We start from the raw sequence: 25,328 nt of genomic DNA, 5'->3' as shown, positions 1-25,328 counted from the left end.
TACGCGATCAGCGATCAGAGGTCAGCAGCCGAGCAGGCGGCTGCCCAGGTAGCTCTGGATCTGGTCGAGGGAGACGCGCTCCTGCTTCATGGTGTCGCGCTCGCGCACGGTCACCGCGTTGTCCTCGAGGGTGTCGAAGTCGACGGTCACGCAGAACGGGGTACCGATCTCGTCCTGGCGACGGTAGCGGCGGCCGATGGCGCCGGCGTCGTCGAACTCGATGTTCCAGTTCTGGCGCAGGTCCGCCGCCAGGCCCTTGGCCTTCGGGGAGAGCTGCGGGTTGCGGGACAGCGGCAGGACGGCGACCTTGACCGGGGCCAGGCGCGGGTCGAGGCGCATCACGACGCGCTTCTCCATGACGCCCTTGGCGTTGGGGGCCTCGTCCTCGTTGTACGCGTCGAGCAGGAAGGCCAGCATCGCGCGGCCGACACCGGCGGCGGGCTCGATGACGTACGGCGTGTAACGCTCGCCGGACTCCTGGTCCAGGTACGTGAGGTTGGCACCGGAGGCCTTGGAGTGCGCGTTCAGGTCGTAGTCGGTGCGGTTGGCGACGCCCTCGAGCTCGCCCCACTCGCTGCCGCCGAACGAGAAGCGGTACTCGATGTCGGCGGTGCGCTTCGAGTAGTGGGAGAGCTTCTCCTTCGGGTGCTCGAACCAGCGCATGTTCTCCTCACGGAGACCCAGGCCCGTGTACCAGTTCCAGCGCTGCTCCATCCAGTATTCCTGCCACTGCTCGTCCTCGCCCGGCTTGACGAAGAACTCCATCTCCATCTGCTCGAACTCGCGGGTGCGGAAGATGAAGTTGCCCGGAGTGATCTCGTTCCGGAAGGACTTGCCCATCTGACCGATGCCGAACGGCGGCTTCTTGCGCGAGGTCTGCAGCACCTGGCCGAAGTTGGTGAAGATGCCCTGCGCGGTCTCGGGACGCAGGTACGCGACGGAGCCGGTGTCCTGGGTCGGGCCGAGGTGCGTGGAGAGCAGGCCGGAGAACTGCTTGGGCTCGGTGAAGGTGCCCTTGTTGCCGCAGTTGGGGCAGTTGAGGTCGGCGAAGCCGTTCTCGGGGAGACGGCCGTGCTTCTCCTCGTACGCCTCCTCCAGGTGGTCCGCGCGGTAGCGCTTGTGGCAGGAGGTGCACTCGGTCAGCGGGTCGGTGAAGGTGGCGACGTGACCGGAGGCCTCCCAGACCTCGGTGGCCAGGATGACCGACGAGTCGATACCGACGACGTCCTCGCGCGAGGTGACCATGTAGCGCCACCACTGACGCTTCAGGTTCTCCTTGAGTTCGACGCCCAGCGGTCCGTAGTCCCAGGCGGCCTTCTGGCCGCCGTAGATCTCACTGCACGGGTAGACGAAGCCACGGCGCTTGCTCAGGCTGACGATGGTGTCGATCTTGTCGGCGGCCACGGTGCTCTCTTCATTACGACGACGAAGTGCGAATGCCTCAGGTTACCGGCGCCCGCACCCCCCGTATCAAATCGGTTCGGTGAGGTGACCGTGCGAGGGGCCGCGTGGGCGGAGCCACACGTACGACAATTGACAATCGTTTCCAGTTTTGTTGAAAATGAGTGTCATGAACGTACGTCGCCGCCTCATATCCAGCACCGCCGTCGCCGCAGCCGTCACGCTCGGCATCGTCACCCTCTCCGCCTGCGGCGGAAGCTCCGACGCGGCCGACAAGGGCAGCGACGGCAAGCTGGACGTGGTGGCGTCGTTCTACCCCATGCAGTACCTGGCCGAGCAGATAGGCGGCGGCCACGTCGCCGTCGACACACTCACCAAGCCCGGCGTCGAACCCCACGACCTGGAGCTCAAGCCGAAGCAGATCGGCGAGCTCGGCGAGGCCGACGTCGTCCTCTACCTCAAGGGCATCCAGCCCGCCGTCGACGACGCGATCGCCCAGGCCGGCGTCAAGAACACCGTCGACGCCGCCACCCTCACGAAGCTCGAGGCCCACGGCACCGGGGTCGGCCACGAAGGCCACGACCACGCCGAAGGGGAGCACGCCGAGGGCGAGCACGCGGAGGAGGAAGCCGGTCACGATCACGGCTCCGAGGCCGGCAACGACCCGCACGTCTGGCTCGACCCCGTGAAGTACGCCGAGGTCGCCAAGGGGGTCGGCACCGCCCTGGAGAAGGCCGACCCGGCGAACGCCGCCGACTACAAGAAGAACACCGACGCCCTCGTCAAGAAGCTCGGCGACCTGAACACCGACTTCGCGAACGGCCTGAAGAACACCACGACGAAGACCTTCATCACCACCCACTCCGCCTTCGGCTACCTCGCCGAGCGCTACGGCCTGGACCAGGAGGGCATCTCCGGCATCGACCCCGAGTCCGAGCCGAGCCCCGCCCGGATCAAGGAACTCCAGGACGTCGCGAAGAAGGACAAGGTCACCACCGTCTTCTTCGAGACCCTCGCGAGCGACAAGACCGCCAAGACCCTCGCCGGCGACACCGGTCTGAAGACCGACGTGCTCGACCCGCTGGAGGGAATCACGGACACGTCCAAGGGCGATGACTACATCGAGGTCATGCGCTCCAACCTCGCCGCGCTGCAGAAGGCCCTCGGCGCGAAGTGATCACCGCACAGCAGGAGGTACGAGCCATGGCAGCCCCGACACCGGAACGGGAACCCGTCATCTCCGTCCGCGGAGCCACCGCGGCTCTCGGCGCCCGGCCCGTCCTCCGCGGTGTCGACCTCACCGTCCGCCGCGGTGAGGTCGTCGCCCTGCTCGGCGCCAACGGCTCGGGCAAGTCCACCGCGGTCCGCTCCGTCATCGGCCAGGTGCCGCTGACCGGCGGCACGATCGAGCTGTTCGGCACGGACCGGAAGCGGTTCCGCGACTGGGCGCGGGTCGGCTACGTACCGCAGCGGACCACCGCCGCGAGCGGCGTCCCCGCCACCATCCGCGAGGTCGTCGCCTCCGGCCGGCTCTCCCGCCGCAGGTTCGGCTGGCTGACCAGGACCGACAAGGCCGCCGTCGAGCGGGCCATCGACCTCGTCGGGCTCGCCGACCGCGCCAAGGACTCCGTCTCCGCGCTCTCCGGCGGCCAGCACCAGCGGGTCCTGATCGCCCGTGCGCTCGCCTCCGAGCCCGAGCTCCTGATCATGGACGAACCGATGGCGGGCGTCGACCTCGCGAGCCAGGAGATCCTCGCCTCGACCCTGCGCGAGCAGGTCGCCGGCGGCACCTCCGTCCTCCTCGTCCTGCACGAGCTGGGCCCCCTGGAGCCGCTGATCGACCGCGCGGTCGTGCTCCGCGACGGCTGTGTCGTCCACGACGGCCCGCCGCCGGAGGCCCTCGGCCAGCACGCGCTGCCGGGCCACGACCACGTCCATCCGCACGCGGCCGGGGAGCCGCTCCGTACGGGTCTGCTGACCTGAGGAAGCTGACCTGATCATGGAAATGCTCGATCTCGCCTTCATGCAGCGCGCGCTCCTCGCGGCCGTGCTCGTCGGCATCACCGCACCCGCCGTGGGCATCTACCTGGTCCAGCGCCGTCAGGCGCTGATGGGCGACGGCATCGGCCATGTCGCCATGACCGGCGTCGGCCTCGGCTTCCTCCTGAACTCCAGCCCGGTCTGGATGGCGACCCTGGTCGCCGTCGTCGGCTCGGTCGGCATGGAGCTGATCCGGGCGTACGGCAAGACCCGCGGCGACCTCGCGCTCGCGCTGCTCTTCTACGGCGGCATGGCCGGCGGTGTCCTGCTGATCAACCTCTCGCCGACCGGCTCCAACGCCAACCTCAGCTCCTATCTCTTCGGCTCGCTCTCCACGGTCTCCGAGGAGGACATCACCGCGATCGGCATCCTGGCCGCCTTCGTCGTCCTGGTCACGGTCGGTCTGCGCCGGCAGCTCTTCGCGGTCAGCCAGGACGAGGAGTTCGCCCGGGTCACCGGCCTCCCGGTGCGCGCCCTGAACCTGCTGATCGCGGTCACGGCCGCGGTGACCGTCACGGTCGCCATGCGGGTCGTCGGCCTGCTGCTGGTCAGCGCGCTCATGGTGGTGCCGGTCGCGGCGGCCCAGCAGCTGTCGAAGTCCTTCCGCGCGACCTTCGTCCTCGCGGTGGTGACGGGCATCACGGTCACCCTGGCGGGCACGGTCACCTCGTACTACCAGGACGTGCCGCCCGGCGCGACGATCGTCCTGTACGCGATCGGCGTCTTCGTCCTGCTCACCCTGCTCGCCACGCCGCTCGCCAAACGGCGGGCGCGGGCGGCCGAGGCGGGCGCGGAGAGCTGTGACGCACCGGTTCCGGCGACCCGTCGTCCCTCGGACGACGTGAAGGTCTGATCCGGCCCGGACTCAGGGCCGTGGGGGGCTGGCAGAATGGCGGGGGCAGACAAGCATTCAAGGAGGCCCCCGTGGTGACGGCAGGACCCCCCGTACGAGGCCGCTCGACCAAACAGCGTGCCGCCGTCTCCGCGGCGCTGAACGAGGTGGACGAGTTCCGCAGCGCCCAGGAGCTGCACGACATGCTCAAGCACCGCGGCGACTCGGTCGGCCTCACCACCGTCTACCGCACGCTCCAGTCCCTGGCGGACGCGGGCGAGGTCGACGCGCTGCGCACGAGCGAGGGCGAGACGGTGTACCGCCGCTGTTCGACCGGCGACCACCACCACCATCTGGTGTGCCGCGTCTGCGGCAAGGCCGTGGAGGTGGAGGGCCCGATGGTGGAGCAGTGGGCCGAGACGATCGCCTCGGAGCACGGCTTCGTGAACGTGGCGCACACGGTGGAGATCTTCGGAACCTGCGCGGACTGCGCCGGGAAGTGACGCACGAGCAGTGACCTGACATACGAGGAGGCCCGTACCCCTGAGGTACGGGCCTTCTCGCGCAGGGGTCACAGCCGGGCGTGTGTCACACCCGGGCGGACTTCCGGTCCAGGACCGCCCGCAGCCGGTCGATGCCGGCCGGGTCGGCGAGTCCGCTCTTGGGCAGGTACGCGAAGCCGGTGCCGGTCCGCCGGGCGGTGAGCAGCACGAAGAGCCGGGGCGTCTCGACGTACCGGGGCAGCATGGCCCACCGGATCATGACGTCGGTGTCCCGGGTGATCCACCGCCCGCCGTCCTCGTCGACGACGGCCTTCGCCTCGCCCTGGGACCGGATCGCCAGGAAGAGACTGCGTGCGGTCCCCCACGGCACCAGCTCCGCGGCGGCCACGGCCACGAGGCCGAGCAGGGTCATCTCGACCGCCGTCCCCGTTTCCGGCTCCCGCGGGACGGACAGTGCGAGGGCCGCGACGCCGAAGGCCAGAGCGCAGGCGCCGCGGGCCGCCCATCGCAGCACGGGCCACCAGCGGGTGGCCCGCAGCCGGACCCGTACGGCCTCGCTCACGTCCGCGAGCACCGGCGGGTAGACGAGTTCGAGCCCGTCCCGGGTGGTGTGCTGCGTCGCTTCGTTCACGGCGGCGATCGTAGCGGTACGAACGACCGGACCCCGTACCGGTTTTCGATCATCGCGCTTACCCTGGCCCCCGTCGTCGGCCGCCGGAGGGGAAGCGCATGGAGAGCAGACCGAAGGACCTGACTCCGGCCCCCGACTCCTCGCTGCTCTCACTGCTCGGGCTCGACGCCGAGCAGGACGCCGTCTACCGGCTGCTCGTCGACCGTCCCGACAGCGTCCCGACCTCGGTCACGGAGCCCGGCGCGGACCCCGGGGCGGTCGTCCGCGTGCTCCAGGGTCTGGTCGACCGGGGGCTGGCGAGCGCCGAACGGGACGAGGTGGGCGGCCTCCGGTACCGGGCCGCGTCGCCCGTCCTGGCGCTCGGCCCGCTCCTGGAGTCGCGCCGGTCCGCCCTGCACCGGGTCGAGCACTTCGTCTCCGAGCTGGCCGAGCGGCACCGGGCGGCTGCCCGGTCGCAGGCCGGCGGGGCGCCGGTGGAGGTGCTGACGGGGGCGGCGGCGATCCGGCGGCGGCTGGTGGAGATGCAGCGCAAGGCGCGGCACGAGCTGCGGTCGCTGGTGCCGGCGATGGGCCGGACGGTGGCGATCAGCTTCGAGGACAACCTCGACGAGGTCGAGCGCGAGGCGATGCGCCGGGGCGTGGTCGTACGGGCGGTGGTGGCGCGGGCGTGGCTGGAGGAGCCCCGGGCCGCCCGCTGGCTCACCGCCCTGGCCTCGGAGGGGCAGCGGATCGCGGTGACGGAGTCACTGCCGATCAAGCTGGTGATGGTCGACGACGACGTGGCGCTGCTGCCGCTGGATCCGGCGCGGGACGAGACGGTCGAGGAGCCGGTGGCCCTGGTGGTGCACCGCAGTGGTCTGCTCACGGCTCTGATCTCGCTGTTCGAGCAGTACTTCGCGCTCGGCCGGGAGTTGAGTCCGGCCGTCCGGGGGTCGGAGTCCGACGGGCCGGGGCCGCTCGATCCGGTGGACCGGCAGATCGTGGCACTGCTGCACGTGGGGCTCACGGACGCGGCGATCGCCCGGCAGCTGGGGATCGGGCACCGGACGGTGCAGCGGCGGCTGCACGAGCTGATGGAATCGGTGGGGGCGGCGACCCGGTTCCAACTCGGCTGGCATGCCTCGGAGTCGGGCTGGCTGCCGGCACCCTGACGCCGGAGCGAGGCGGCTTTACGCCTGGGCGGTTTTGCGCCGCGTCTCACCCCTTGTAAGCGGAACCTCACCTACCGAACCATCGACCCCATCAGTCGCGAGGGTCTCTCAGGCCCTCGCGAACGTGTGTGATGGGGAGGGCTTCGTGAGGACTCAGAGAACCCGACGGATACGCCGGATGCTCGCGACCGGTGTGGTGACGGCGGCGACCGGTTCGGTGCTGCTGACCGCTCCGGCGCAGGCCGAGGAGGTGAACGAGCCCACCCCGGCCGCCACTCGGGAGGCGACGGTCGCGCCCCGCATGACCCAGGGCCTCGACGGCGCCACCACCCGCCGGGGCACCCCGGCCGAGGCGGCCCGCGCCCACCTGAAGGCCCACCAGGACACGTACCGCGTGCCGGAGTCCGACCTCGCGACGGTCAGGACGAGCGCCAACGGCGGCCAGTCCGCGGTCCGTTTCCAGCAGAAGCGGAACGGCGTGCCGGTCTTCGGCGCCGAGTACGCGGTGCAGACGGAGGCGGCCGACGGCGGTCAGCACGTGACCTCCGCGACGGGCACGCTCTACCCGGAGCTGACCGTCTCCACCACCCCGAAGGTCACCGAGGCCACCGCCGAGCGGCGGATGCTCACCCTCGACACCCGCCTCGCCGCCGCCGAGGGCACGGCGACCGAGCGCCACGGCCTGACCGTCCTGCCGGGCGCGGACGGCGGCCGGCTGGCCTGGCACTTCACGGTGACGGGCGCCACGGCGGCCGGTGAGCCGCTGCGCCAGGAGGTCTTCGTCGACGCCCACGTCGGCGGCATCGTCCTCTCGTACGACAACATCGACGCCGCGACGGCCGCCGGAGCCGCCGCCCCCGAGAAGGGCACGGGCGTCCGCGTCGACGGCACGGAGACCCCGCTCGACGTGAACAGGGAGGCGGACGGCTCGTACACCCTGGTCGACTCGGCGCGGGCGATGTTCCCGGCGACCGGCGGCCAGGTCATCACGTACGACGCGAACCGCCAGAACTACCTCGACGTCGCCAACGGCCCGGTGAGGGAGGGCACCACGATCGTCTCCTCCCCGACGAACCGATTCGCCGGTACGGCGACGAGCTCGGGCGCGGTCGACGCCCACGTCAACGCGAGCAAGGTCTACGAGTACCTCAAGGACCAGCTCGGCCGGGACGGTGTCGACGGCAAGGGCGGCACGATCCACTCCGTCGTCAACGTCGCCAGGAACGGCAAGGACTACGCGAACGCCTTCTGGGACGGCACCAAGATGGTGTACGGCCACATGAACGGCGTACCGCTGTCGGTCGGGCTCGACGTCGTCGGCCACGAGATGGCGCACGGCGTCACCGAGCACAGCGCGGGGCTCGTCTACCTCAACCAGTCCGGCGCGCTCAACGAGGCGATCTCGGACTACTTCGGCAACGCCATGGAGACCGCCGACAAGGGCGTCGCCATGAGCGACCCGACCTCGGGCCTGATCGGCGAGTACCTCTGCAACGGCACCAAGCCGCTCGCCGACTGCGCCCTGCGCGACATGAACGACGGCCGGGTGGCGGGCGAGGACTACCTCCCGGCCTCGCTCGACATCGACAACGGCGGGGTGCACCTCAACTCCACCGTCGTGTCCGGCGCGATGTGGGACATGCGCAAGAACATGGACACGAAGCTCGCCGACCGGATCGTCTACCGCGCCGCGCAGAACTACCTCACCCCGCTCTCCGGCTTCAGCGACATGCGGAACGCGGTCAGGCTCGCCGCGAAGTCCCTCAAGGTCTCCAAGGCCGACCTGGCCGTGATCGACGCGGCCTTCGACGCCCACGGCATCCGGGAGGGCTGGGAGAAGCGCGGCGGCGTCCACGACGGCCGGACCGTCGCCGCCGACGTCCTGCCCGCGTACGAGGTGTACAGCGGCGTCGACGAGCAGGCCGCGCAGATCAGCGGCGACGTCTACGCGATCGGCCACGGCTCGGCGGAGGCCTGGGGCGCGAACAGCGCGGCCTTCGGCATCGCCGTCGGCCGCTTCTCCAAGGAGCACGGCGGGTCGAAGCGTGAACTGGCCGAGAAGGACGCCTACCTCCTCGACCCGTCGGTCGACGACGACCGGATCGTCTTCACCCGGATCACCGCCGACTCGGTCGGTGTCTGGACGGCGAAGGACAAGGGCCACGGCAAGATCCGGAAGCTGGTCGACGGCCCCGCGGACGAGTTGGAGCCCGCGACCGCCGACGGCCGCCTCGCCTACATCAGCCGTGGTACCGGCGAGGGCGCCGAGTCGGACGTCATGCTCCTGGACCGTGACGGCACGACGGTGAACCTGACCCCGGCGGCCGGTTCGGACGCCACCAACCTGACGATGAAGCACGGCACGGTCGCCTGGCGCGACGAGCGCGGCAAGTTCGTCAACGTGTACGACATCGCCACCGGCGAGACCAAGCGGCAGAAGATGACGAGCTTCGCGCTCGGCGAGATCACCGACGTGCAGCTGTCGGAGGACCGGGTCTTCTGGCGCGAGACCACGGCCTTCCTCGTCCGCCTCGACTCGTTCTACTCGGCGCCGCTGTCCGACCTCACGAAGCGCGCGTCGCTGAAGAAGCCGGGCACGACCTACGGCGGCCAGTTCTCCGTCAGCGACGAGTACTTCGCCTACTCGACGTACGACGCCTCGGGCGCGCTGGGCGGCTGGACCGGGAAGATCGGCAAGGTGTACGCGGCTCCGCTCGCGGACGTCGTCAACGGCACCCCGGTCTTCGAGCGGATCTCCTGCTCCTCGGGCATGCAGCTGGCCCCGGCGCTCGGTGACGGGCAGCGCGCGGCCTGGCTGGACACGACGGCCGCCTCGACGGACGTGGTGACCCGGAAGACCTTCGCCGGCACCTGCTCCTGATCACATGACGAGGCGCCCACCGTCCGAGGACGGTGGGCGCCTTGTCGTTCGCTGCGGCTCAGCCCTTGTCGAGGACGGCCATGTCGGCCGGGTCGACGCCGCCGAAGCGGCGGTCGCGCTGGGCGTACTCGACGCAGGCCCGCCACAGGTCGCGGCGGTCGAAGTCGGGCCACAGCACGTCCTGGAAGACCATCTCGGCGTACGCGCTCTGCCAGATCAGGTAGTTGGAGGTGCGCTGCTCGCCGCTGGGCCGCAGGAAGAGGTCCACGTCCGGCATGTCCGGGTAGTAGAGGTACTTCTGGATGGTCTTCTCGGTGATCTTCGCCGGGTCGAGCCGGCCGGCCTTCACGTCCTCGGCCAGCGCCTGCGCCGCGTCCGTGAGCTCCGCGCGACCGCCGTAGTTCATGCAGAAGTACAGCGTGAGCTTGGTGTTGTCCTTGGTCTGCTCCTGCGCGACCTGGAGCTCCTTGGCCACCGACTTCCACAGCTTGGGCATCCGGCCGACCCAGCGCACGCGGATGCCGAGCGAGTCGAGCTGGTCGCGGGACTTGCGGATGAAGTCGCGGTTGAAGTTCATCAGGAAGCGCACCTCCTCGGGGGAGCGCTTCCAGTTCTCGGTGGAGAAGGCGTAGAGGGAGATCGCGCCCACGCCCATCTCGATCGCGCCCTGGAGGACGTCGAGGACCTGCTCGGCGCCGACCTTGTGGCCCTCGGTGCGGGGCAGACCGCGCTCCTTTGCCCAGCGGCCGTTGCCGTCCATGACGATCGCGACGTGCTCCGGGATCAGCTCGGACTGGAGCTTCGGCGGGCGGGCGCCGGACGGGTGCGGCTCGGGGGTGCTGTACTCCCGGCGCTGGCGACCGAGCAGTCGTGCGATGGCCATGACGTGGTCTCTCCTACCTAGCTTTTCTCTACGTACCGCAGGGAGCGCAGGCCGCGCTCCAGATGCCAGTGCAGATAGGCGGACACGAGTCCGCTGCCCTCCCTGACGTGACGCGGCTCGCACGCGTCCGCCGTCGCCCAGTCGCCGGTGAGCAGCGCGCTGAGCAGGCCGACGGCCTCCGGAGAGGGTACGACGCTTCCGGGCACCCGGCAGTCGCCGCATATGACACCGCCCGCCGCGACCGAAAAGAACCGGTTGGGCCCGTGAATGCCGCATTTGGCGCAGTCCTCGAAGCTCGGCGCGTAGCCGTTCACGGCGAGCGAGCGGAGGAGGAAGGCGTCGAGGATGAGGTGGGGGGCGTGCTCACCCCGGGAGAGGGTCCGCAGTCCGCCGACGAGCAGCAGGTACTGCTGCACGGCGGGCTCGCCCTCGTGGTCGGTGAACCGTTCCGCCGTCTCCAGCATGGCGGTGCCGGCGGTGTAGCGGGCGTAGTCGGTGACGATGCCGCTGCCGTACGCGGCGATGGTCTCACTCTGGGTGCAGAGCGGCAGGCCGCGTCCGACCAGCTCACTCCCCCGGGCGAAGAACTGCACGTCCACGTGCGAGAACGGTTCGAGCCGCGCGCCGAACTTCGACTTCGTCCGCCGCACCCCGCGCGCGACGGCGCGTACGCGCCCGTGACCGCGCGTGAGGAGCGTGATGATGCGGTCCGCTTCACCCAGCTTCTGGGTGCGCAGCACGATGCCGTCGTCGCGGAACAGACTCATGGGCCCATTCTCGCGTACGGGGGAAACCCTCCGGACCGGTTACCGGTACGGGATGTTCCATAGGTTTGAAACGCCCCATTCGCTCGAACGAGCGATCGGGACCGTTCTCTCCCCCGCGACGATCACCGCGCGGAGATCATGACGCTGTCACTTCGACACCACCCCCCTGCCATGGAAGGCGGCAACAGCCATGTCCGTTGACGACTACTCGGAGAACCCGTTCGCGCTCAGCGCCGACGACACAGCCAAGCTGGAGGCGATCGAGCAGGCGTTACTCGACCCGTCGCCGCGCCGCATCGGCCGGCTCGACCAGTGGGGCCTGGCCGACACGTACGAGGTCCAAGCGGAGATCGCCGAGTACCGGGAGCTCTCGATCGCCATGGCGGACGGGACGAGGATCGACGCGTCGCTGAGCGTCCCGCGCGGCCTCGCGCCCGGACAGACCTGTCCCGCGATCGTCATGCCCGCCCCGCTGAACGGCCTCGGCCACAGGGCCTGCCTCGGCATGTTCCCGCGCTGGGCCAGCGGCGGCTACGTCGTGCTGGCCTACAGCCAGCGCGGCCTGGCCAAGTCCACCGGCGAGATCCACGTCGCCGGGCCGCAGGACGTGGCCGACGCCAAGGAGATCGTCGACTCGCTGATCCGGATCGACGGCGTCGACCCGGAACGGATCGCCTTCTTCGGCGCGTCCTACGGCGCCGGGACGAGCCTGCTGGCGGCCGCGAACGACCCGCGGATCAAGGCCGTGGCCGGCACCAGCGCCTGGGGCGACCTCTTCGCCTCGCTGTACGAGAACGGCACCCGGCACCTGGCGGCCTTCGAGGCCCTCGTGAAGCTGTTCAAGGAAGACCGCTGCTCGGCGGAGTTCCGCGGCGTCATCCAGAAGATCCGCGGCAACGTCATCGACGACGAGGTCAGGGAGTTCGCCCGGGTCCGCTCGCCCAAGCACCACCTGAAGGCGTACAACGACGCCGAGACCCCGATCCTGATGACCACCGCCTGGCACGAGACGATCTTCTCGGTGCCGGCCGTCGTGGACCTGTTCACGAAGCTCCAGGGCCCCAAGTCGCTGCTCGTCCAGGTCGGCGACCACGGCGACGGCGAGCTGCCCGGTCTGGTGGGCCTCGTCTCCAAGCCCACCGAGATGGCCTACCGCTGGATGGACCACCACCTCGGCGGCACCGCCGGCGACGGCGCTCAGCCGCAGTTCGGTGTCCGCTCGGAGTACATGCACAACCTCCTCTCCGACCTCCAGCACCCCGACTGGGAGAGCTACGCCCTGCCCAAGAAGCGGTTCCACCTCGCCGACGCGGCCGTCGGCGCTGCCGACGGGCAGCTGACCGAGGACAAGCCGCAGCCGGGCTGGACCCGCTCGCTCAAGGCCACGGGCAAGGACACCGAAGCCGTCGTCGCCCCGAAGCTGATCCAGACCGGCCTGGCCGAGCGGGCGGGCCTCCCTCACGTCTACAAGACCGCGGACATCGACCGCGGCCTCGCCGCGATCTGGACCACGGCACCGCTGGAACAGCCCATGCGCGTCCAGGGCGAGTTCGAGTTGCGGGTGACCGTGACCCCGCGGGCGATGGAGGGCACGATCGTGGCCTACCTGATGGACTGCGACCCGGCGACCGGCAAGGCGGCGATCATCACCCACGCCCCGTACACGGTCACCGACCAGGAGCCCGGCCAGGCCACCACCGTGACCTTCCCCCTCCAGCCGGCCCACTACGTCCTGAACAAGGGCCGCCGGCTCCAGCTGATCATCGACACCCACGACCAGTTCTTCGCCGACGCCAACCGCGCGCCGTCCACCGTCGACATCAGCTCCCCGCAGGGCACCGAGTCGTACCTCGACATCCCGCTCCACCCCCTGTCGTAGCCCCGCACGACGAACGCCCGGCCGGAGGTCCCCTCCCGGCCGGGCGTTCCGCGTTCCGCGTCGTGCGGAGTCAGGGCACCTCGCCACGGCTCCGCGCGTTCACGTGCGCCGTGGCCGCGCTCAGCCGCTCGGCCGTGGTGGCCTCCCGTACCCCGTCGGGCTCGACGTCCCATTCCCGTCCACCACCGAGCGGCCGGATCTGGACGTAGGGCCCCTCGTGCCCCATGACCCTCCCGACCCGCCCGGTGCGGATCTCGACGACGTACGACCCGATGGGCAGTGTCATGACCGGTTCTCCTCCCCCGGCGGGACGGCGGCGGCGAGGAGCCGTGCCGTTTCCACCGTGCAGCATCCCAATTCGACGAGCGGCCTCGGAGGATCGGCGGCGAGGGTGACGACGTCGAGCCCGAGCGAGGGAAGCCGGATTCCGGCCCTCGCGAGCGCCTCACGCAATTCCGTCACTGCCTCTTGTGCGACGTCGATGGCCCCCGTGGTCGTCTTCATGATGTCTTCCTTCACCAACGTATGCCTTTCTGAATCCATTTCCTGCTTCGCCTCACCAGGGTGGGGCCGGATCCGTAGAATCGGCAGATGCGCAGGTCGCACAACTGCGGCGTAGGGTTGGGGAGTTAATCCATGGCCAGAGGCAAACAGCAGGATGTACGGGAGTTCTTCGGCGAGCTGCTGAAGGAGCGCCGGGAGGCAGCGGGCCTTACTCAGGGCGAACTTGGCAGACGCGTGTTCGTATCCGGTGGATACATGGGCCTGTTCGAGCAGGGAATCCGAAAGCCGCAGCTGGATGTGGCGATGCGAATCGACGAGGTCCTACAAACCGGCGGTATTTTCGAACGAACGTGGCGCAAACTCATCAACAAGTCGCCCTACGCGTCCTATTTCCAGGCCGCAGCCGCCCTGGAGGACATCGCGACGAAGATCTGCGAGTTCGAGGCCGCTGCCGTCCCCGGCCTCGACGGCGTCACCGGGTTCGCCCCCGTCCGCGACGGCAGGAACCCCACCGGCCCCGTCCTGGTCGTGGCCGCCGCCGCCTGGTCCACGTTCGTCGGCTCGGCGCTGAAGAGCTGACGCGGAAGGCCGTCCGCCCTACGATCTCGGCCATGTCGATCATCGCGTCCATACCCGTCCTCAAGGGGCACGGCGGCACCACCCTGAGCGCCGACCCCGAGGGGCTGCTCCTGGAGCGGCCCCGCGAGGAGCTCACGATCCCCGGCCAGGCCGTCGCCCGGGTGCGGGCCGAAGGAGGGGCCGTCGCCGTCGAGCTGCGGGCTCCCACCGGGACCACGCCCGTGGTCCACCGGATCGAGGGTGTGAGCGAGGCCGCGGCCACCGCCTTCGCCGACGGCGTGAACTCACTGCTGCTCGAACCGGACGAGGAGATCGACGGCGCCACGCTCCTCGTCCTGAGGACCTTCAGGACGCGCAGGCAGCGGAGGCACCTGCGCCGGTTCATGTGGTTCATGCTCGGATGCCTCGGGGCGGTCGTCGCCCTGTCCGTGATCGCCGGGGTCGCGGGAGACGACCCCGGCTACGTCGTCGGCATCGTCCTGATCGGGCTGATCACGGCCGCGGCCCTCGGGGGCGCCTTCTACGAGTTCGGGGAGTGGAACCACAGGCGACGCGTGCGAAGGCACGGCGTCAGGGAGTTCGCCCGGCCGGCCAACGTGCCGGGGATCTACCTCTACGTCGACACCACCGGGATGACCCGCACCGTGTCCCACCTCAGCCACGGGCCGTACCTCGAGGTCGCCTACGACCCGAAGGACCCGGCGGACGTCTGCACGCTGAAGCCGGGGTTCATGCAGCGCCTCAGCATCTCGGCGGGGACGTTCCTCCTCGTCTGCGGGCTGGGTGGCGTGGCGGCGCTGGCCCTCATGACGGTCGACGCCCTCGCCGACAGCGGGGTCTAGTCCGACTTTGGGTAGTCATAAGTTCACCTTATGGGTCCATAGACCGGGGGCGGGTACCAGTCTGCGTACCGCATTATTTAGGGTGGCCTAAGTGTCGGCGGCTTCGCCGCCACGTCGCTTGCGAAGGGAACCCCGTCATGCCCCGCCCCCTCCGGGTCGCGATCGTCGGCGCCGGCCCCGCCGGAATCTACGCCGCCGATGCGCTGCTGAAGTCCGAGGCCGCCGCCGAGCCGGGTGTGTCCATCGACCTCTTCGAGCGGATGCCCGCCCCCTTCGGCCTCATCCGCTACGGCGTCGCCCCCGACCACCCGCGCATCAAGGGCATCGTCAAAGCCCTCCACCAGGTCCTCGACAAGCCGCAGGTCCGCCTCTTCGGCAACATCGACTACGGCACCGACATCCACCTCGACGACCTGCGTGCCTTCTACGACGCCGTGATCTTCTCGACCGGCGCCATGGCCGACCGCCCGCTGAGCATCCCGGGCGTCGAGCTGGACGGCTCCTACGGCGCCGCCGACTTCGCCTCCTGGTACGACGGCCACCCGGACGTCCCGCGCACCTGGCCGCTCGAAGCGGAGAAGGTCGCCGTCCTCGGCGTCGGCAACGTGGCCCTCGACATCGCGCGCATCCTCGCCAAGACCGGCGACGAGCTGCTGCCGACCGAGATCCCGGCGAACGTCTACGACGGTCTCAAGGCCAACAAGGCCGTCGAGATCCACGTCTTCGGACGCCGCGGCCCGGCCCAGGCCAAGTTCAGCCCCATGGAGCTGCGCGAGCTGGACCACTCCCCCACCATCGAGGTCATCGTCAACCCCGAGGACATCGACTACGACGACGGCTCGATCGCCGAGCGGCGCAAGAACAAGCAGACCGACATGGTCGCGAAGACCCTGGAGAACTGGGCGATCCGCGACGCCGGCGACCGCCCGCACAAGCTCTTCCTGCACTTCTTCGAGTCGCCCGTCGAGATCCTCGGCGAGGACGGCCAGGTCGTCGGCCTGCGCACCGAGCGCACCGAGCTGGACGGCACGGGCAACGTGAAGGGCACCGGCACGACCACGGACTGGGACGTCCAGGCCGTCTACCGCGCCGTCGGCTACCTCTCCGACGAGCTGCCCAAGCTCCCCTGGGACGCCGTCAGCGGCACCGTCCCGGACGAGGGCGGCCGGGTCGTCGAGGAGACCGGCGAGCACATGGCCTCCACGTACTGCACCGGCTGGATCCGCCGCGGACCCGTCGGCCTCATCGGCCACACCAAGGGCGACGCCAACGAGACCGTGGCGAACCTCCTGGACGACTTCGCGAACGGCCGGCTGCTCACCCCCGACACCCCGGAGGCGGACGCCGTCGTGTCCTTCCTGGAGGGCAAGGGCCTCACGTACACCACGTGGGAGGGCTGGTACGCCCTGGACGCCGCCGAGAAGGCGCTCGGCGAGCCGCAGGGCCGCGAGCGCGTCAAGATCGTCGAGCGCGAGGACATGCTGCGCGCGAGCGGCGCGATCACGTAGGACTTCGCAGGCTCTCGCCCCTTCCCCGGCCTACCCTGAAAGGACCGGGAAGGGGCGAGAGCCATGTCCGTACCCACCACGACCGACCCGGTCGAACGCGCCAGGGACGCCGCCGCCCGTGAGTCCTGGGCCGAGGCGTACCAGCTGCTCCACGCCCACGACCGGCATCCCTCGCGCGGCCTGACCGCCGACGACCTCTCCGTGCTCGCCGACGCCGCCTGGTGGTCCGGGCACGTCGACGAGTCCGTGACCGCCCGGCTCCGGGCGCACGCCGCCTATCTCGCCGCCGACGACCACCGGGGCGCCGGACTCGCCTCCTGGTGGCTGTACTACGAGTACGCCGGCCTCGGGCGGCCCGCGGCGGCAGCCGGCTGGCTCCACCGGGCCCGGCACCACCTGGAGGACCTGCCCGACTGCCCGGAGCAGTGCTTCCTGGAGATGACGGCCGCCGAGGAGGCCTCGGCGCACGGCGACCACGAGTCCGCCCTCGCCGCGACCCGTCGCATGACCGCCCTGGCCCTCGCCTGCGGCAGCCCCGACCTGCTCGCCCTCAGCCGCCAGGCCGAGTCCCGCGTGCTCCTCGCGGCCGGCCGCAGGACCGAGGGCCTCGCCCTCCTCGACGACGCGATGTGCGCGGTGTCGGCCGGCGAACTGAGCGGCATGGTCACGGGCTGGCTGTACTGCCTCGCCCTGACCCAGTGCATGGAGGCCGCCGACTTCGCGCGCGCGGTGGAGTGGACGAACGCGGCGATGGAGTGGTGCGCCCCGCCGTGGACCGGCCGCCCGCCGGACAGGAACGGGGACACGGACACGGCCCCGGACACAGCGGAAACGTCCGCGGCTGCGGCCCCGCTCCCCATGACCGTCCCCTCCGGCGAGAACCCCTTCCGCGGCGTCTGCCGGGCCCACCGGGTCGAGGTCCTCGACCTCCTCGGGGCCTGGGCGCTCGCCGAGGCCGAGGCCCGGCAGGCCTGCCGGGAGGTGCCGGTGGACTGTCTGGAGTCGGCCGCCGCCGCGTACTACGCCGCCGGGGACGTCCAGCGGCGCCAGGGCCGCCTCGAAGCGGCCGCCGTCTCGTACGGGCACGCCCACGAGCTGGGCCGGATCCCGCAGCCGGGCCTCGCGCTGCTGCGCCTCGCGCAGGGCAGGGCCGACGCGGCCGTGGCGGGCGTCGACCTGGCCCTCGCCTGCCGGAACGACCCCGACCACGACGTGCTGGGCCGGGCCCGTCTGCTCGCCGCCCGTACGGAGGTGGCGCTCGCCGTCCGTGACGTCCCCGGGGCGGCGAAGGCGGCGGCGGACCTCGACGCCCTCGCGGGCGCCGCCGCCGGGGACGTACCCCTGCTGCGTGCCCTGGCCGACACGGCCCTCGGCTCGGTGGCCCTCGCCGAGCAGCGCCCCGGCGCGCTGCTCCCGCTGCGCCGGGCGCTCGCCGGCTGGCTGGAGCTGCGGGTGCCGTACGAGGCCGCGCAGGTGCGGATGCTGCTCGCGGCCGCCTGCCGGGCCGCGGGCGACGAGGAGGCGGCCGGTCTGGAGCTCGGCACCGCGCGGGCGGTCTTCGAGCGGCTCGGGGCCGTACCGGACGCCCGGCGCGCGGCCGCCCTGCTCAGCGGCGGGTCGCGGCGGCGGCTCCCGGGCGGGCTCACCGCACGGGAGGCGGAGGTCCTGCGGCTGGTCGCCTCGGGCGGCACGAACAAGGACATCGCCCGTGCGCTGGTGATCAGCGAGCACACCGTCGCCCGGCACCTGAACAACATCTTCGCCAAGCTGGGCGTCGGCTCCCGCGCCTCCGCCACGGCCTACGCGTACGCGCACGGCCTGGTCTGAACGGCCCATACGCACCGGTGGCCGCGCATGGGCGGTTCGGGCGATGCGCGGCGGGAGCCCACCGGGCTACACCGGAGACATGACCACCACCGACCCCCAGACCACCACCGACAAGCTCCGCGGTGCCGTACGCGGCACCGTCGTGACCCGCGGCGACCCGTCGTACGACGAGGCCCGCCGGGTCTACAACGCCCTGCACGACCGCCGCCCGGCCGTCGTCGTCCACGCCGTGGACGCCGGCGACGTGATCGCGGCGGTGCTCCACGCCCGGGAGCACCAGCTCCCGCTGGCCGTGCGCGGCGGCTCCCACTCGGTCGCCGGCTTCGGCACCGTGGACGACGGCCTCGTCGTCGACCTGTCCCGGATGCGGGGCGTCCGGGTCGACCCGGAGGCCCGTACGGCACGGGCCGAGGGCGGCGCCACCTGGGGCGACTTCAACCACGCCACCCACGCCTTCGGGCTCGCCACCACCGGCGGGGTGATCTCCTCGACCGGCATCGGCGGCCTCACGCTCGGCGGCGGCATGGGCCATCTGTCCCGCCGCTACGGCCTGAGCTGCGACAACCTGATCGCGGCGGACGTGGTGACCGCCGAGGGCACCCTGGTGACCTGCGACGCCGAGCGGAAGCCGGACCTGTTCTGGGCGCTGCGGGGCGGCGGCGGCAACTTCGGCGTCGCCGTCTCCCTCGCGTACCGGCTGCACCCGGTCGCGGACGTCTTCGGCGGTCTGAGCTGCTACCCCCTCGACGGGGACGTGGCACGCGCGTGGCGCGAGCTGATCGCGGACTCCCCGGAGGAGCTGAACTCGATCCTGGTCCTGGCACTGGGCCCGGAGGAACCGTTCCTCCCCGAGCGCTGGCACGGCCGCCCGATCTGCGCCGCGTTCACCTGCTTCAGCGGCCCGGAGGCGGAGGACGAGAAGGTCCTCGCCCGTCTGGACGGAGTCGGCCCGGTGATCGGCCGGTTCATGGAGCGGATGCCGTACCCGATGATCAACACCCTCTTCGACGAGCAGCTGCCGGCCGGGCTCTACCACTACTGGAAGGGCAACTTCAGCCGTGAGCTGTCGGACGGGGCGATCGCGGTCCACACGGAGTACGGCGCGACGATGCCGTCCCTCGAATCGGACACGGCGATCTTCCCGATCGACGGCGCCTGCCACCGGGTGGGCCCGGAGGAGACCGCGTTCGCGTACCGGGACGCCGTCTTCTCGCACTCCTTCGGCGGCACCTGGACCGACCCGGCCGACTCGGACCACAACATCGCCTGGACCCGCGCCTACGACACGGCCCTGCGCCCGCACACCCAGGAGGGCGGCTACGTCAACTTCATGGACACCGACGACCAGGACCGCGTACGGGTCAACTACCGCCAGAACTACGACCGGCTGAGGACGGTCAAGCGCCGCTACGACCCCGACAACGTGTTCCGGCTGAACCAGAACATCGCCCCCTAGCACCCTCGAAATGGGGAAAGGCGGTGTGGCACCGCCGGCCTGCGCGCTCCGGCGTGAGGCAATGGCCGGGTGAACCGGTCCACGTCCCTCGAACGGATCCGCCGTAGCCGGCGACGGCGGGCCGCCCGGCGTCGGCTGGCACAAGGCCGCAGGGCGGCCGGGGCAGGTGGCGGCGCCACGGCCCCCGCCTCACGGCTCTCGCTGGTCCTGCTCAGCCTGCCGGGGCTGGCCGCCATCGCCGCGCTGCTCTTCACCTGGCTGCAGGTCAGCCAGTCGGGCAAGGAGCTGCGGATCGTCGAGGACCAGCAGATCACCACCCGCTTCAACGCCGCGATCGACAACCTGGCCTCCACCTCGCTCGACGTCCGGCTCGGCGGGATCTACGCGCTTGAGCGGATCATGAAGGACTCCGCCGCCGACCAGCCCACCATCGTGTCCGTGCTCTCGGCGTACGTACGCCAGCACGCGCCGCTGCCACGGAAGGCCGCGCCGACGACCGATGTACGGGTCGCCATGGACGTGCTGGTGCGGCGCCGGCCCGAGCGGGACGGCGGGCTGACCATGGACCTGAGCCGGGCGGATCTGCGGGGCTGGGGCGCGGAGGGGACCCGGCCGCCGGGCGAGCGCATCCGGTTGCACGGCGCGGTGCTCGCCGGGGCGGACCTGAGCGGCGCGGAGCTCTCGGACGCCGACCTCGGCGAAGCCGATCTGGAGGCCGCGAACCTGGACGGCGCGAACCTGTCCCGAGCGGACCTCGGTGATGCCTACCTGTACCGCGCCCGATTGACCGACACGCAATTCCTCAGGGCCGACCTCACGGCTGTCACCCTCTGCGCGCCCGACGGCCCCTGCTCCGAGATGAACGGAACGAACTTCTCGGGTGCCGACCTCAGCGGTGCCTCCCTCTTCCACGCCGACCTGAGGAAAGCGCAGCTCTGCGATCGCGAGCACTACATCCAGTCACCGGGACAGGACGAGGCGGAGGCGATCGGCTGCGCCCGCCTGAGCGAGGCGGACCTCACGTCGGCGAATCTCACGGGAGCCGACCTGAGCGGGGTGGACCTGTCGGACGCCGCCCTCGACGGCGCCGATCTGACGGGCGCCGACCTGACCGGCGCAAACCTCACCGGCACGACCTTCGAGGGGGCGGTCATTACCGGAACCAAGGGGCTGCCCGCGGCAGACCGTCCTGCGCGGTCGCCCGGCAGGTGAGACGCCCCGGGGCTACGAGACCGTCCGGGCCGAGGCAAGCAGCCGCACGACGTCGTCCGGGGCGAGTGCGAGCGCGTTGCCGACCGTCCCGAGGACCTCTCGCTCGGCCGGGCTGTAGACGCCGTCGGCGAGGGCGATCCCGGCGGCCTGGAGCAGGATCGACTCCCGGCCGGAGGGCGCCAGGTGCGGGGTGAGGGGCTCCAGGGCCTCGTGCAGCTCGATCGCGAGGAGCGCGCCCTCGGGGTTCACCTCGGGCATGAAGCGCCCGGTGTCGGCCTCCAGGGCCTCGACGAGGTCGACGAGCTGGACGGCGGTGCACTCGGCGAAACCGGCGGACCTGACGGCGCTCACGGCCCGGTCGAGGACCGCGCGCGAGTCGGTGCCGCCGGCCGCGAGCACGGCGAGGGCGACGGTGTGCACGGCGTCCCGCAGCATCGCGGAGAAGCGGCTGGTCGTGGGGTGGTCGAGCACCTCCGTACCGAAGTGGGTGTGACAGGCCGCGCACTCGACGACGGGCCCCGTACAGCCCCGGGGCAGGACCGGGACCCCCAGGACGGCGAACCTGCGGCGGCCGGTGCGGCGCCGGTAATTGCGGTCGCCGCCGCACTCCTCGCAGAAGAACTCGCCGTCTCCGACCGTGTTCCAGGAGGTACGGATTCCGCAGACGCCCACTTTCCCACCACGTGAATTCCGGGCAGACCGCACACGCACCTCCTCAACGGCCCGGCTGCACTGCCGGCGTTGGCGTGATGTTAGCCACATCCTTGATGTGGCGTCAGCACCCCGTCAGGACTTCACCGCGGAGATGGCCGAGACACGTCACCGCCCGCGGAGCGCGGCGTCGGCGCTTTGTGAAGGCCAGGAAGCCTCCGCCGGCCCGGCCGGCCGCCTCCACCGGGCCTGTCGCACCGGATTCGATGGCCGAAGCGGTCGTCGCGAGATCACCCTCCGGGGTGGCACCGAGCCCCGGAAACATGACACGGGCCGGAAACGGGACGGCCCCCGCCCCTCGGAAGGGTGCGGGGGCCGTCTCCTGGGGACCGGGTCAGCGGGCGGAGCGGTTGACCGCCGAGATGACCGCCTTCAGGGAGGCGCGGGTCGTGTTGGCGTCGATGCCGATGCCCCACAGGACCTGACCGTCGATGGCGCACTCGATGTACGAGGCGGCCTGCGCGGAGGCGCCCTCGCTCATGGTGTGCTCCTGGTAGTCCAGCAGGCGGGCGTCCACGCCGATCGCCTGCAGGGCGGCGAAGAAGGCGGAGATCGGGCCGTTGCCGGAGCCGGTCAGGACGGTCTCGGCACCGTCCACGACCGCCTCGACGGTCAGCGTGTCCGTGCCGTCCGTGTCGGAGGTGGTCTGGCCGGAGCGCAGCTGGATGCGCCCCCAGGCGTTCTCCGGGTTGGGCAGGTACTCGTCCTGGAAGACGGACCAGATCGCGGCCGGGGTGACCTCGCCGCCCTCGGTGTCCGTCTTCTGCTGGATGATCTTCGAGAACTCGATCTGCATCCGGCGGGGCAGGTCCAGCTTGTGGTCGTTCTTCAGGACGTACGCGATGCCGCCCTTGCCGGACTGCGAGTTGACCCGGATGACGGCCTCGTAGGAGCGGCCGACGTCCTTCGGGTCGATCGGCAGGTACGGCACGGCCCACTCGATGTCGTCCACGGTGACGCCCTTGGCGGCCGCGTCGGCCTCCATGGCGTCGAAGCCCTTCTTGATGGCGTCCTGGTGGGAGCCGGAGAAGGCGGTGTAGACCAGGTCGCCCGCGTAGGGGTGGCGCGGGTGGACCTCCATCTGGTTGCAGTACTCGGAGGTGCGACGGATCTCGTCGATCTGCGAGAAGTCGATCTGCGGGTCGACGCCCTGGCTGAACAGGTTCATGCCCAGGGTCACCAGGTCGACGTTGCCGGTGCGCTCGCCCTGCCCGAACAGGCAGCCCTCGATGCGGTCGGCGCCGGCCATGATCGCCAGCTCGGCGGCCGCCACGGCCGTGCCGCGGTCGTTGTGCGGGTGGACCGATACGCAGATGTGCTCGCGGCGGGTCAGGTTCCGGGACATCCACTCGAAGCGGTCCGCGTGCGTGGACGGCGTCGAACGCTCCACGGTGGCGGGCAGGTTCAGGATGATCTCGCGGCCCGGGCCCGGCTGCCAGACGTCACAGACCGCCTCGCAGACCTCCAGGGCGAAGTCCAGCTCGGTGTCGGTGAAGATCTCGGGGCTGTACTGGTAGCCGAAGATCGTGCGCTCGTCGAGCAGCTTCTCCGCGTACTCCATGACCAGGCGGGTGCCGTCCACGGCGATCTGCTTGATCTGCTCCTTCGAGCCGCGGAAGACGACCCGGCGGAAGGTGGGCGCGGTGGCGTTGTACAGGTGGACGGTGGCGCGCTTCGCGCCGACCAGGGACTCCACGGTCCGCTCGATCAGGTCCTCGCGGGCCTGGGTCAGTACGGAGATGGTGACGTCGTCCGGGATCGCGCCCTCTTCGATGATGGAGCGCACGAACGCGAAGTCGGTCTCGCCGGAGGACGGGAAGCCGACCTCGATCTCCTTGTAGCCCATGCGCACGAGCAGGTCGAACATCTCGCGCTTGCGGGCCGGGGACATCGGGTCGATCAGGGCCTGGTTGCCGTCGCGCAGGTCGGTGGACAGCCAGCGCGGGGCCTTGGTGATCCGCTGCTCGGGCCAGGTGCGGTCGGGGATCCGTACCTGCTCGTACTGGCCGTACTTGTGGATCGGCATCCCGGACGGCTTCTGCAGCTGCGTCGCGTTGGTGATCGGCGTGGGGCGGCCGACGAACGGAGACTGGGTCATTGCGTTGGGCTCCTCGGGTCCAGCAAGAAGGACGGCCGACTGTCGAACGCAACACCAGGTCCCGCGGGGAGGGGGTCGGCCTACGACTACAGGCCCTCGCCGCGGCAGCTAAGGAGAAGCAGCCCGAAACGCATGATGTGCCGCAGCCTAGCCCAGGGACGCCGGAGGCGGACGTCCCGTATCAGTATGCGGGACGGCGCCCGCGTCAAGGCCGAACAGTGACGCATCACTCCATTTCGCCAATCTTCGTCTCACCCCGTGACAGTCGCCTCACGCAGTGCCACATTGCGAGCATGACTCCCCAGACGCCCGTCTTCTGCTCGATCGTCCCCCCGCACCTCCTGGAGCACCTGGCTCACTCCTCGAACCCGGCCGTCGCCGCGGCCGCGCGCCGCACGCTCATCGCGGACGCCTCGGCCCGTACGTTCCGGATCCTGCCGCTGCCCGGCACCGCGCCCACGCTCGCCCCCGCCGAGGCCGGCAAGCCGCACCGCACGATCTACGACTGCGAGCGCGGCACCGGCCTGCCCGGGGTGAAGGTCCGCGGCGAGGGCGACGCGGCGACCGGGGACGCCACCGTCAACCGGGCGTACGCCGGCCTGGGCGCCACCTTCGACCTCTTCCTCAACGCCTTCGGGCACAACTCCATCGACGGCGCCGGGCTGCCGCTGCTCGCCTCCGTCCACTACGACGAGAAGTACGGCAACGCCTTCTGGAACGGCGAGCAGATGGTGTTCGGCGACGGCGACGACGAGATCTTCCTCGACTTCACCCTCCCCGTGGACGTCATCGGCCACGAGCTCGCCCACGGCTTCACCCAGTACTCGGCGAACCTGGAGTACTTCAGCCAGTCCGGCGCCCTCAACGAGTCGGTCTCCGACGTCTTCGGCTCCCTCGTGAAGCAGTACGCGCTCGGCCAGTCCGCCGAGACCGCCGACTGGCTCATCGGCGAGGGCCTCTTCCACCCGAACGTGGAGGGGACGGCGCTGCGCTCCATGAAGGCCCCGGGCACCGCGTACGACGACGACGTCCTCGGCAAGGACCCGCAGCCCGGCCACATGGACGACTACGTCCGCACCGGCCGCGACAACGGCGGCGTCCACATCAACTCCGGCATCCCCAACCACGCCTTCTACCTGGCGGCGACCGAGCTGGGCGGCAACTCCTGGGAGCGGGCCGGGCAGATCTGGTACGACGTGATGACCGGCGGGACGCTCACCCCCGAGGCCCGGTTCTCCGAGTTCGCGGCGGCCACGGTGGCGGCGGCGCGGGCGCGGTACGGCGACGGGGAGGAGATCCAGGCCGTCCTGAAGTCCTGGTCGGCGGTGGGCGTACCGACCGACTGATCCGGCTGGTACACAGGTCCCATGCGGATTCGAGTGCGGCGCACGGGCGGTTTCGCGGGCATCGAGCGGTCGGCGGAGGTGGAGGTCTGGGGCCCCGAGTGGGAGTCCCTGGCCACCGCCGTCCTCGCCGACGGCGACGACGGGAGCCAGGGCGTGCCGGACGGCTTCCGGTACGAGATCACCGTCGACGCCCGCACGGTCCACTGCTGCGACCCCCGCCTCACGGACGCGCAGAGGACCCTCGTGACGAGGGTCCTCAAGGAGGGCGCGTAGCGGG

Annotated in this window: 23 protein-coding genes; 15 read left to right on the top strand and 8 right to left on the bottom strand. The window is 70.9% G+C overall.

Features of this window, described 5'->3' with window-relative positions; translation table 11 throughout:
* Nucleotides 1–21: 21 nt before the first annotated feature.
* Complete coding sequence (locus tag E0F75_RS23880) at nucleotides 22–1,404, bottom strand: glycine--tRNA ligase (RefSeq protein WP_187624595.1); 1,383 nt, start codon at nucleotides 1,402–1,404, stop codon at nucleotides 22–24.
* A gap of 166 nt (nucleotides 1,405–1,570) precedes the next feature.
* Between E0F75_RS23880 and E0F75_RS23875 the strand changes: the two genes are divergently transcribed.
* The 4 genes from E0F75_RS23875 (at nucleotide 1,571) to E0F75_RS23860 (ending at nucleotide 4,776) form a co-directional block, all read left to right on the top strand.
* Nucleotides 1,571–2,578: a metal ABC transporter solute-binding protein, Zn/Mn family gene (locus tag E0F75_RS23875; protein WP_187624594.1), complete on the top strand. Its 1,008-nt coding sequence runs from the start codon at nucleotides 1,571–1,573 to the stop codon at nucleotides 2,576–2,578.
* A gap of 26 nt (nucleotides 2,579–2,604) precedes the next feature.
* On the top strand, nucleotides 2,605–3,384 hold the full coding sequence (locus E0F75_RS23870; RefSeq protein WP_187624593.1) for a metal ABC transporter ATP-binding protein: 780 nt from the start codon (nucleotides 2,605–2,607) through the stop codon (nucleotides 3,382–3,384).
* A gap of 16 nt (nucleotides 3,385–3,400) precedes the next feature.
* Nucleotides 3,401–4,294: a metal ABC transporter permease gene (locus E0F75_RS23865; protein WP_073917850.1), complete on the top strand. Its 894-nt coding sequence runs from the start codon at nucleotides 3,401–3,403 to the stop codon at nucleotides 4,292–4,294.
* A 71-nt stretch (nucleotides 4,295–4,365) separates the two neighbouring features.
* Complete coding sequence (locus E0F75_RS23860; RefSeq protein ID WP_030317431.1) at nucleotides 4,366–4,776, top strand: Fur family transcriptional regulator; 411 nt, start codon at nucleotides 4,366–4,368, stop codon at nucleotides 4,774–4,776.
* Nucleotides 4,777–4,861: 85 nt separating this feature from the next.
* Here the strand turns inward: E0F75_RS23860 and E0F75_RS40440 are convergent, their stop codons facing one another.
* A complete protein-coding gene (locus tag E0F75_RS40440; RefSeq protein WP_187624592.1) occupies nucleotides 4,862–5,407 on the bottom strand; it encodes a YcxB family protein in 546 nt (181 codons plus the stop codon).
* A gap of 98 nt (nucleotides 5,408–5,505) precedes the next feature.
* On the opposite strand from E0F75_RS40440, the gene E0F75_RS23850 reads away from it, so the two are divergent.
* Together E0F75_RS23850 and E0F75_RS23845 are read left to right on the top strand one after the other, a co-directional pair.
* Nucleotides 5,506–6,558 carry a helix-turn-helix transcriptional regulator gene (locus tag E0F75_RS23850; RefSeq protein ID WP_187624591.1) on the top strand — a complete coding sequence of 351 codons (1,053 nt, stop codon included), beginning with the start codon at nucleotides 5,506–5,508 and terminating at the stop codon, nucleotides 6,556–6,558.
* Between the two features lie 145 nt (nucleotides 6,559–6,703).
* Nucleotides 6,704–9,439 carry a M4 family metallopeptidase gene (locus E0F75_RS23845; RefSeq protein WP_187624590.1) on the top strand — a complete coding sequence of 912 codons (2,736 nt, stop codon included), beginning with the start codon at nucleotides 6,704–6,706 and terminating at the stop codon, nucleotides 9,437–9,439.
* 58 nt (nucleotides 9,440–9,497) lie between these two features.
* On the opposite strand, the gene E0F75_RS23840 is transcribed toward E0F75_RS23845, so the two are convergent.
* Both E0F75_RS23840 and recO read right to left on the bottom strand, forming a co-directional pair.
* Nucleotides 9,498–10,322: an isoprenyl transferase gene (locus E0F75_RS23840; protein ID WP_187624589.1), complete on the bottom strand. Its 825-nt coding sequence runs from the start codon at nucleotides 10,320–10,322 to the stop codon at nucleotides 9,498–9,500.
* 17 nt (nucleotides 10,323–10,339) lie between these two features.
* Entirely contained in the window at nucleotides 10,340–11,089 is a 750-nt protein-coding gene (gene recO / locus E0F75_RS23835) for a DNA repair protein RecO (protein WP_187624588.1), read from the bottom strand.
* Nucleotides 11,090–11,279: 190 nt separating this feature from the next.
* Here recO and E0F75_RS23830 point away from each other — a divergent pair, with 190 nt between their 5' ends.
* Nucleotides 11,280–12,968, top strand: a complete 1,689-nt coding sequence (locus E0F75_RS23830; RefSeq protein ID WP_187624587.1) for a CocE/NonD family hydrolase — start codon at nucleotides 11,280–11,282, stop codon at nucleotides 12,966–12,968.
* A 70-nt stretch (nucleotides 12,969–13,038) separates the two neighbouring features.
* Here E0F75_RS23830 and E0F75_RS23825 read toward each other — a convergent pair whose 3' ends face one another.
* Both E0F75_RS23825 and E0F75_RS23820 read right to left on the bottom strand, forming a co-directional pair.
* Nucleotides 13,039–13,254 (bottom strand): hypothetical protein, encoded by a 216-nt coding sequence (locus E0F75_RS23825; protein WP_187624586.1) that lies wholly within the window; start codon nucleotides 13,252–13,254, stop codon nucleotides 13,039–13,041.
* On the bottom strand, nucleotides 13,251–13,472 hold the full coding sequence (locus E0F75_RS23820) for a hypothetical protein (protein ID WP_187624585.1): 222 nt from the start codon (nucleotides 13,470–13,472) through the stop codon (nucleotides 13,251–13,253). Before E0F75_RS23820 ends, E0F75_RS23825 begins: the two co-directional genes overlap by 4 nt.
* 132 nt (nucleotides 13,473–13,604) lie before the next feature.
* Here E0F75_RS23820 and E0F75_RS23815 point away from each other — a divergent pair, with 132 nt between their 5' ends.
* The 6 genes from E0F75_RS23815 (at nucleotide 13,605) to E0F75_RS40435 (ending at nucleotide 20,896) form a co-directional block, all read left to right on the top strand.
* Entirely contained in the window at nucleotides 13,605–14,051 is a 447-nt protein-coding gene (locus E0F75_RS23815; RefSeq protein ID WP_187624584.1) for a helix-turn-helix domain-containing protein, read from the top strand.
* Between the two features lie 32 nt (nucleotides 14,052–14,083).
* Complete coding sequence (locus E0F75_RS23805; RefSeq protein WP_187624583.1) at nucleotides 14,084–14,893, top strand: hypothetical protein; 810 nt, start codon at nucleotides 14,084–14,086, stop codon at nucleotides 14,891–14,893.
* Nucleotides 14,894–15,030: 137 nt separating this feature from the next.
* Nucleotides 15,031–16,401 (top strand): FAD-dependent oxidoreductase, encoded by a 1,371-nt coding sequence (locus tag E0F75_RS23800; protein ID WP_187624582.1) that lies wholly within the window; start codon nucleotides 15,031–15,033, stop codon nucleotides 16,399–16,401.
* A 63-nt stretch (nucleotides 16,402–16,464) separates the two neighbouring features.
* Complete coding sequence (locus E0F75_RS23795; RefSeq protein WP_187624581.1) at nucleotides 16,465–18,228, top strand: LuxR family transcriptional regulator; 1,764 nt, start codon at nucleotides 16,465–16,467, stop codon at nucleotides 18,226–18,228.
* Between the two features lie 79 nt (nucleotides 18,229–18,307).
* The gene (locus tag E0F75_RS23790) at nucleotides 18,308–19,684 is read left to right on the top strand and encodes an FAD-binding oxidoreductase (RefSeq protein WP_187624580.1); all 1,377 of its coding nucleotides are present in this window, start codon (nucleotides 18,308–18,310) and stop codon (nucleotides 19,682–19,684) included.
* Nucleotides 19,685–19,753: 69 nt separating this feature from the next.
* Nucleotides 19,754–20,896 carry a pentapeptide repeat-containing protein gene (locus E0F75_RS40435; protein WP_187624579.1) on the top strand — a complete coding sequence of 381 codons (1,143 nt, stop codon included), beginning with the start codon at nucleotides 19,754–19,756 and terminating at the stop codon, nucleotides 20,894–20,896.
* A 12-nt stretch (nucleotides 20,897–20,908) separates the two neighbouring features.
* Here E0F75_RS40435 and E0F75_RS23775 read toward each other — a convergent pair whose 3' ends face one another.
* Together E0F75_RS23775 and leuA are read right to left on the bottom strand one after the other, a co-directional pair.
* Nucleotides 20,909–21,601: a TerB family tellurite resistance protein gene (locus E0F75_RS23775; RefSeq protein ID WP_187624578.1), complete on the bottom strand. Its 693-nt coding sequence runs from the start codon at nucleotides 21,599–21,601 to the stop codon at nucleotides 20,909–20,911.
* Between the two features lie 340 nt (nucleotides 21,602–21,941).
* Nucleotides 21,942–23,705, bottom strand: a complete 1,764-nt coding sequence (gene leuA / locus E0F75_RS23770; RefSeq protein WP_187624577.1) for a 2-isopropylmalate synthase — start codon at nucleotides 23,703–23,705, stop codon at nucleotides 21,942–21,944.
* Nucleotides 23,706–23,998: 293 nt separating this feature from the next.
* On the opposite strand from leuA, the gene E0F75_RS23765 reads away from it, so the two are divergent.
* Both E0F75_RS23765 and E0F75_RS23760 read left to right on the top strand, forming a co-directional pair.
* On the top strand, nucleotides 23,999–25,051 hold the full coding sequence (locus E0F75_RS23765) for a M4 family metallopeptidase (protein WP_187624576.1): 1,053 nt from the start codon (nucleotides 23,999–24,001) through the stop codon (nucleotides 25,049–25,051).
* 21 nt (nucleotides 25,052–25,072) lie between these two features.
* A complete protein-coding gene (locus E0F75_RS23760; RefSeq protein ID WP_187624575.1) occupies nucleotides 25,073–25,324 on the top strand; it encodes a protealysin inhibitor emfourin in 252 nt (83 codons plus the stop codon).
* The last annotated feature ends 4 nt before the right edge of the window (nucleotides 25,325–25,328 follow it).

It is taken from the genome of Streptomyces sp. CB02980 (assembly GCF_014451325.2).
GTDB lineage: Bacteria > Actinomycetota > Actinomycetes > Streptomycetales > Streptomycetaceae > Streptomyces.
The sequence above is the reverse complement of the archived record's forward strand: the minus strand, read 5'-3'. Positions and strand labels throughout refer to the sequence as shown.

Bases quoted from the DNA above. Each gene is read 5' to 3' on its own strand.
- E0F75_RS23875 (WP_187624594.1), top strand. From the start codon at position 1,571: ATGAACGTACGTCGCCGCCTCATATCCAGCACCGCCGTCGCCGCAGCC.
- E0F75_RS23870 (WP_187624593.1), top strand. From the start codon at position 2,605: ATGGCAGCCCCGACACCGGAACGGGAACCCGTCATCTCCGTCCGCGGA.
- E0F75_RS23865 (WP_073917850.1), top strand. From the start codon at position 3,401: ATGGAAATGCTCGATCTCGCCTTCATGCAGCGCGCGCTCCTCGCGGCC.
- E0F75_RS23850 (WP_187624591.1), top strand. From the start codon at position 5,506: ATGGAGAGCAGACCGAAGGACCTGACTCCGGCCCCCGACTCCTCGCTG.
- E0F75_RS23840 (WP_187624589.1), bottom strand. From the start codon at position 10,322: ATGGCCATCGCACGACTGCTCGGTCGCCAGCGCCGGGAGTACAGCACC.
- recO (WP_187624588.1), bottom strand. From the start codon at position 11,089: ATGAGTCTGTTCCGCGACGACGGCATCGTGCTGCGCACCCAGAAGCTG.
- E0F75_RS23830 (WP_187624587.1), top strand. From the start codon at position 11,280: ATGTCCGTTGACGACTACTCGGAGAACCCGTTCGCGCTCAGCGCCGAC.
- E0F75_RS23825 (WP_187624586.1), bottom strand. From the start codon at position 13,254: ATGACACTGCCCATCGGGTCGTACGTCGTCGAGATCCGCACCGGGCGG.
- E0F75_RS23820 (WP_187624585.1), bottom strand. From the start codon at position 13,472: ATGAAGACGACCACGGGGGCCATCGACGTCGCACAAGAGGCAGTGACG.
- E0F75_RS23815 (WP_187624584.1), top strand. From the start codon at position 13,605: ATGGCCAGAGGCAAACAGCAGGATGTACGGGAGTTCTTCGGCGAGCTG.
- E0F75_RS23805 (WP_187624583.1), top strand. From the start codon at position 14,084: ATGTCGATCATCGCGTCCATACCCGTCCTCAAGGGGCACGGCGGCACC.
- E0F75_RS23800 (WP_187624582.1), top strand. From the start codon at position 15,031: ATGCCCCGCCCCCTCCGGGTCGCGATCGTCGGCGCCGGCCCCGCCGGA.
- E0F75_RS23795 (WP_187624581.1), top strand. From the start codon at position 16,465: ATGTCCGTACCCACCACGACCGACCCGGTCGAACGCGCCAGGGACGCC.
- E0F75_RS23790 (WP_187624580.1), top strand. From the start codon at position 18,308: ATGACCACCACCGACCCCCAGACCACCACCGACAAGCTCCGCGGTGCC.
- leuA (WP_187624577.1), bottom strand. From the start codon at position 23,705: ATGACCCAGTCTCCGTTCGTCGGCCGCCCCACGCCGATCACCAACGCG.
- E0F75_RS23765 (WP_187624576.1), top strand. From the start codon at position 23,999: ATGACTCCCCAGACGCCCGTCTTCTGCTCGATCGTCCCCCCGCACCTC.
- E0F75_RS23760 (WP_187624575.1), top strand. From the start codon at position 25,073: ATGCGGATTCGAGTGCGGCGCACGGGCGGTTTCGCGGGCATCGAGCGG.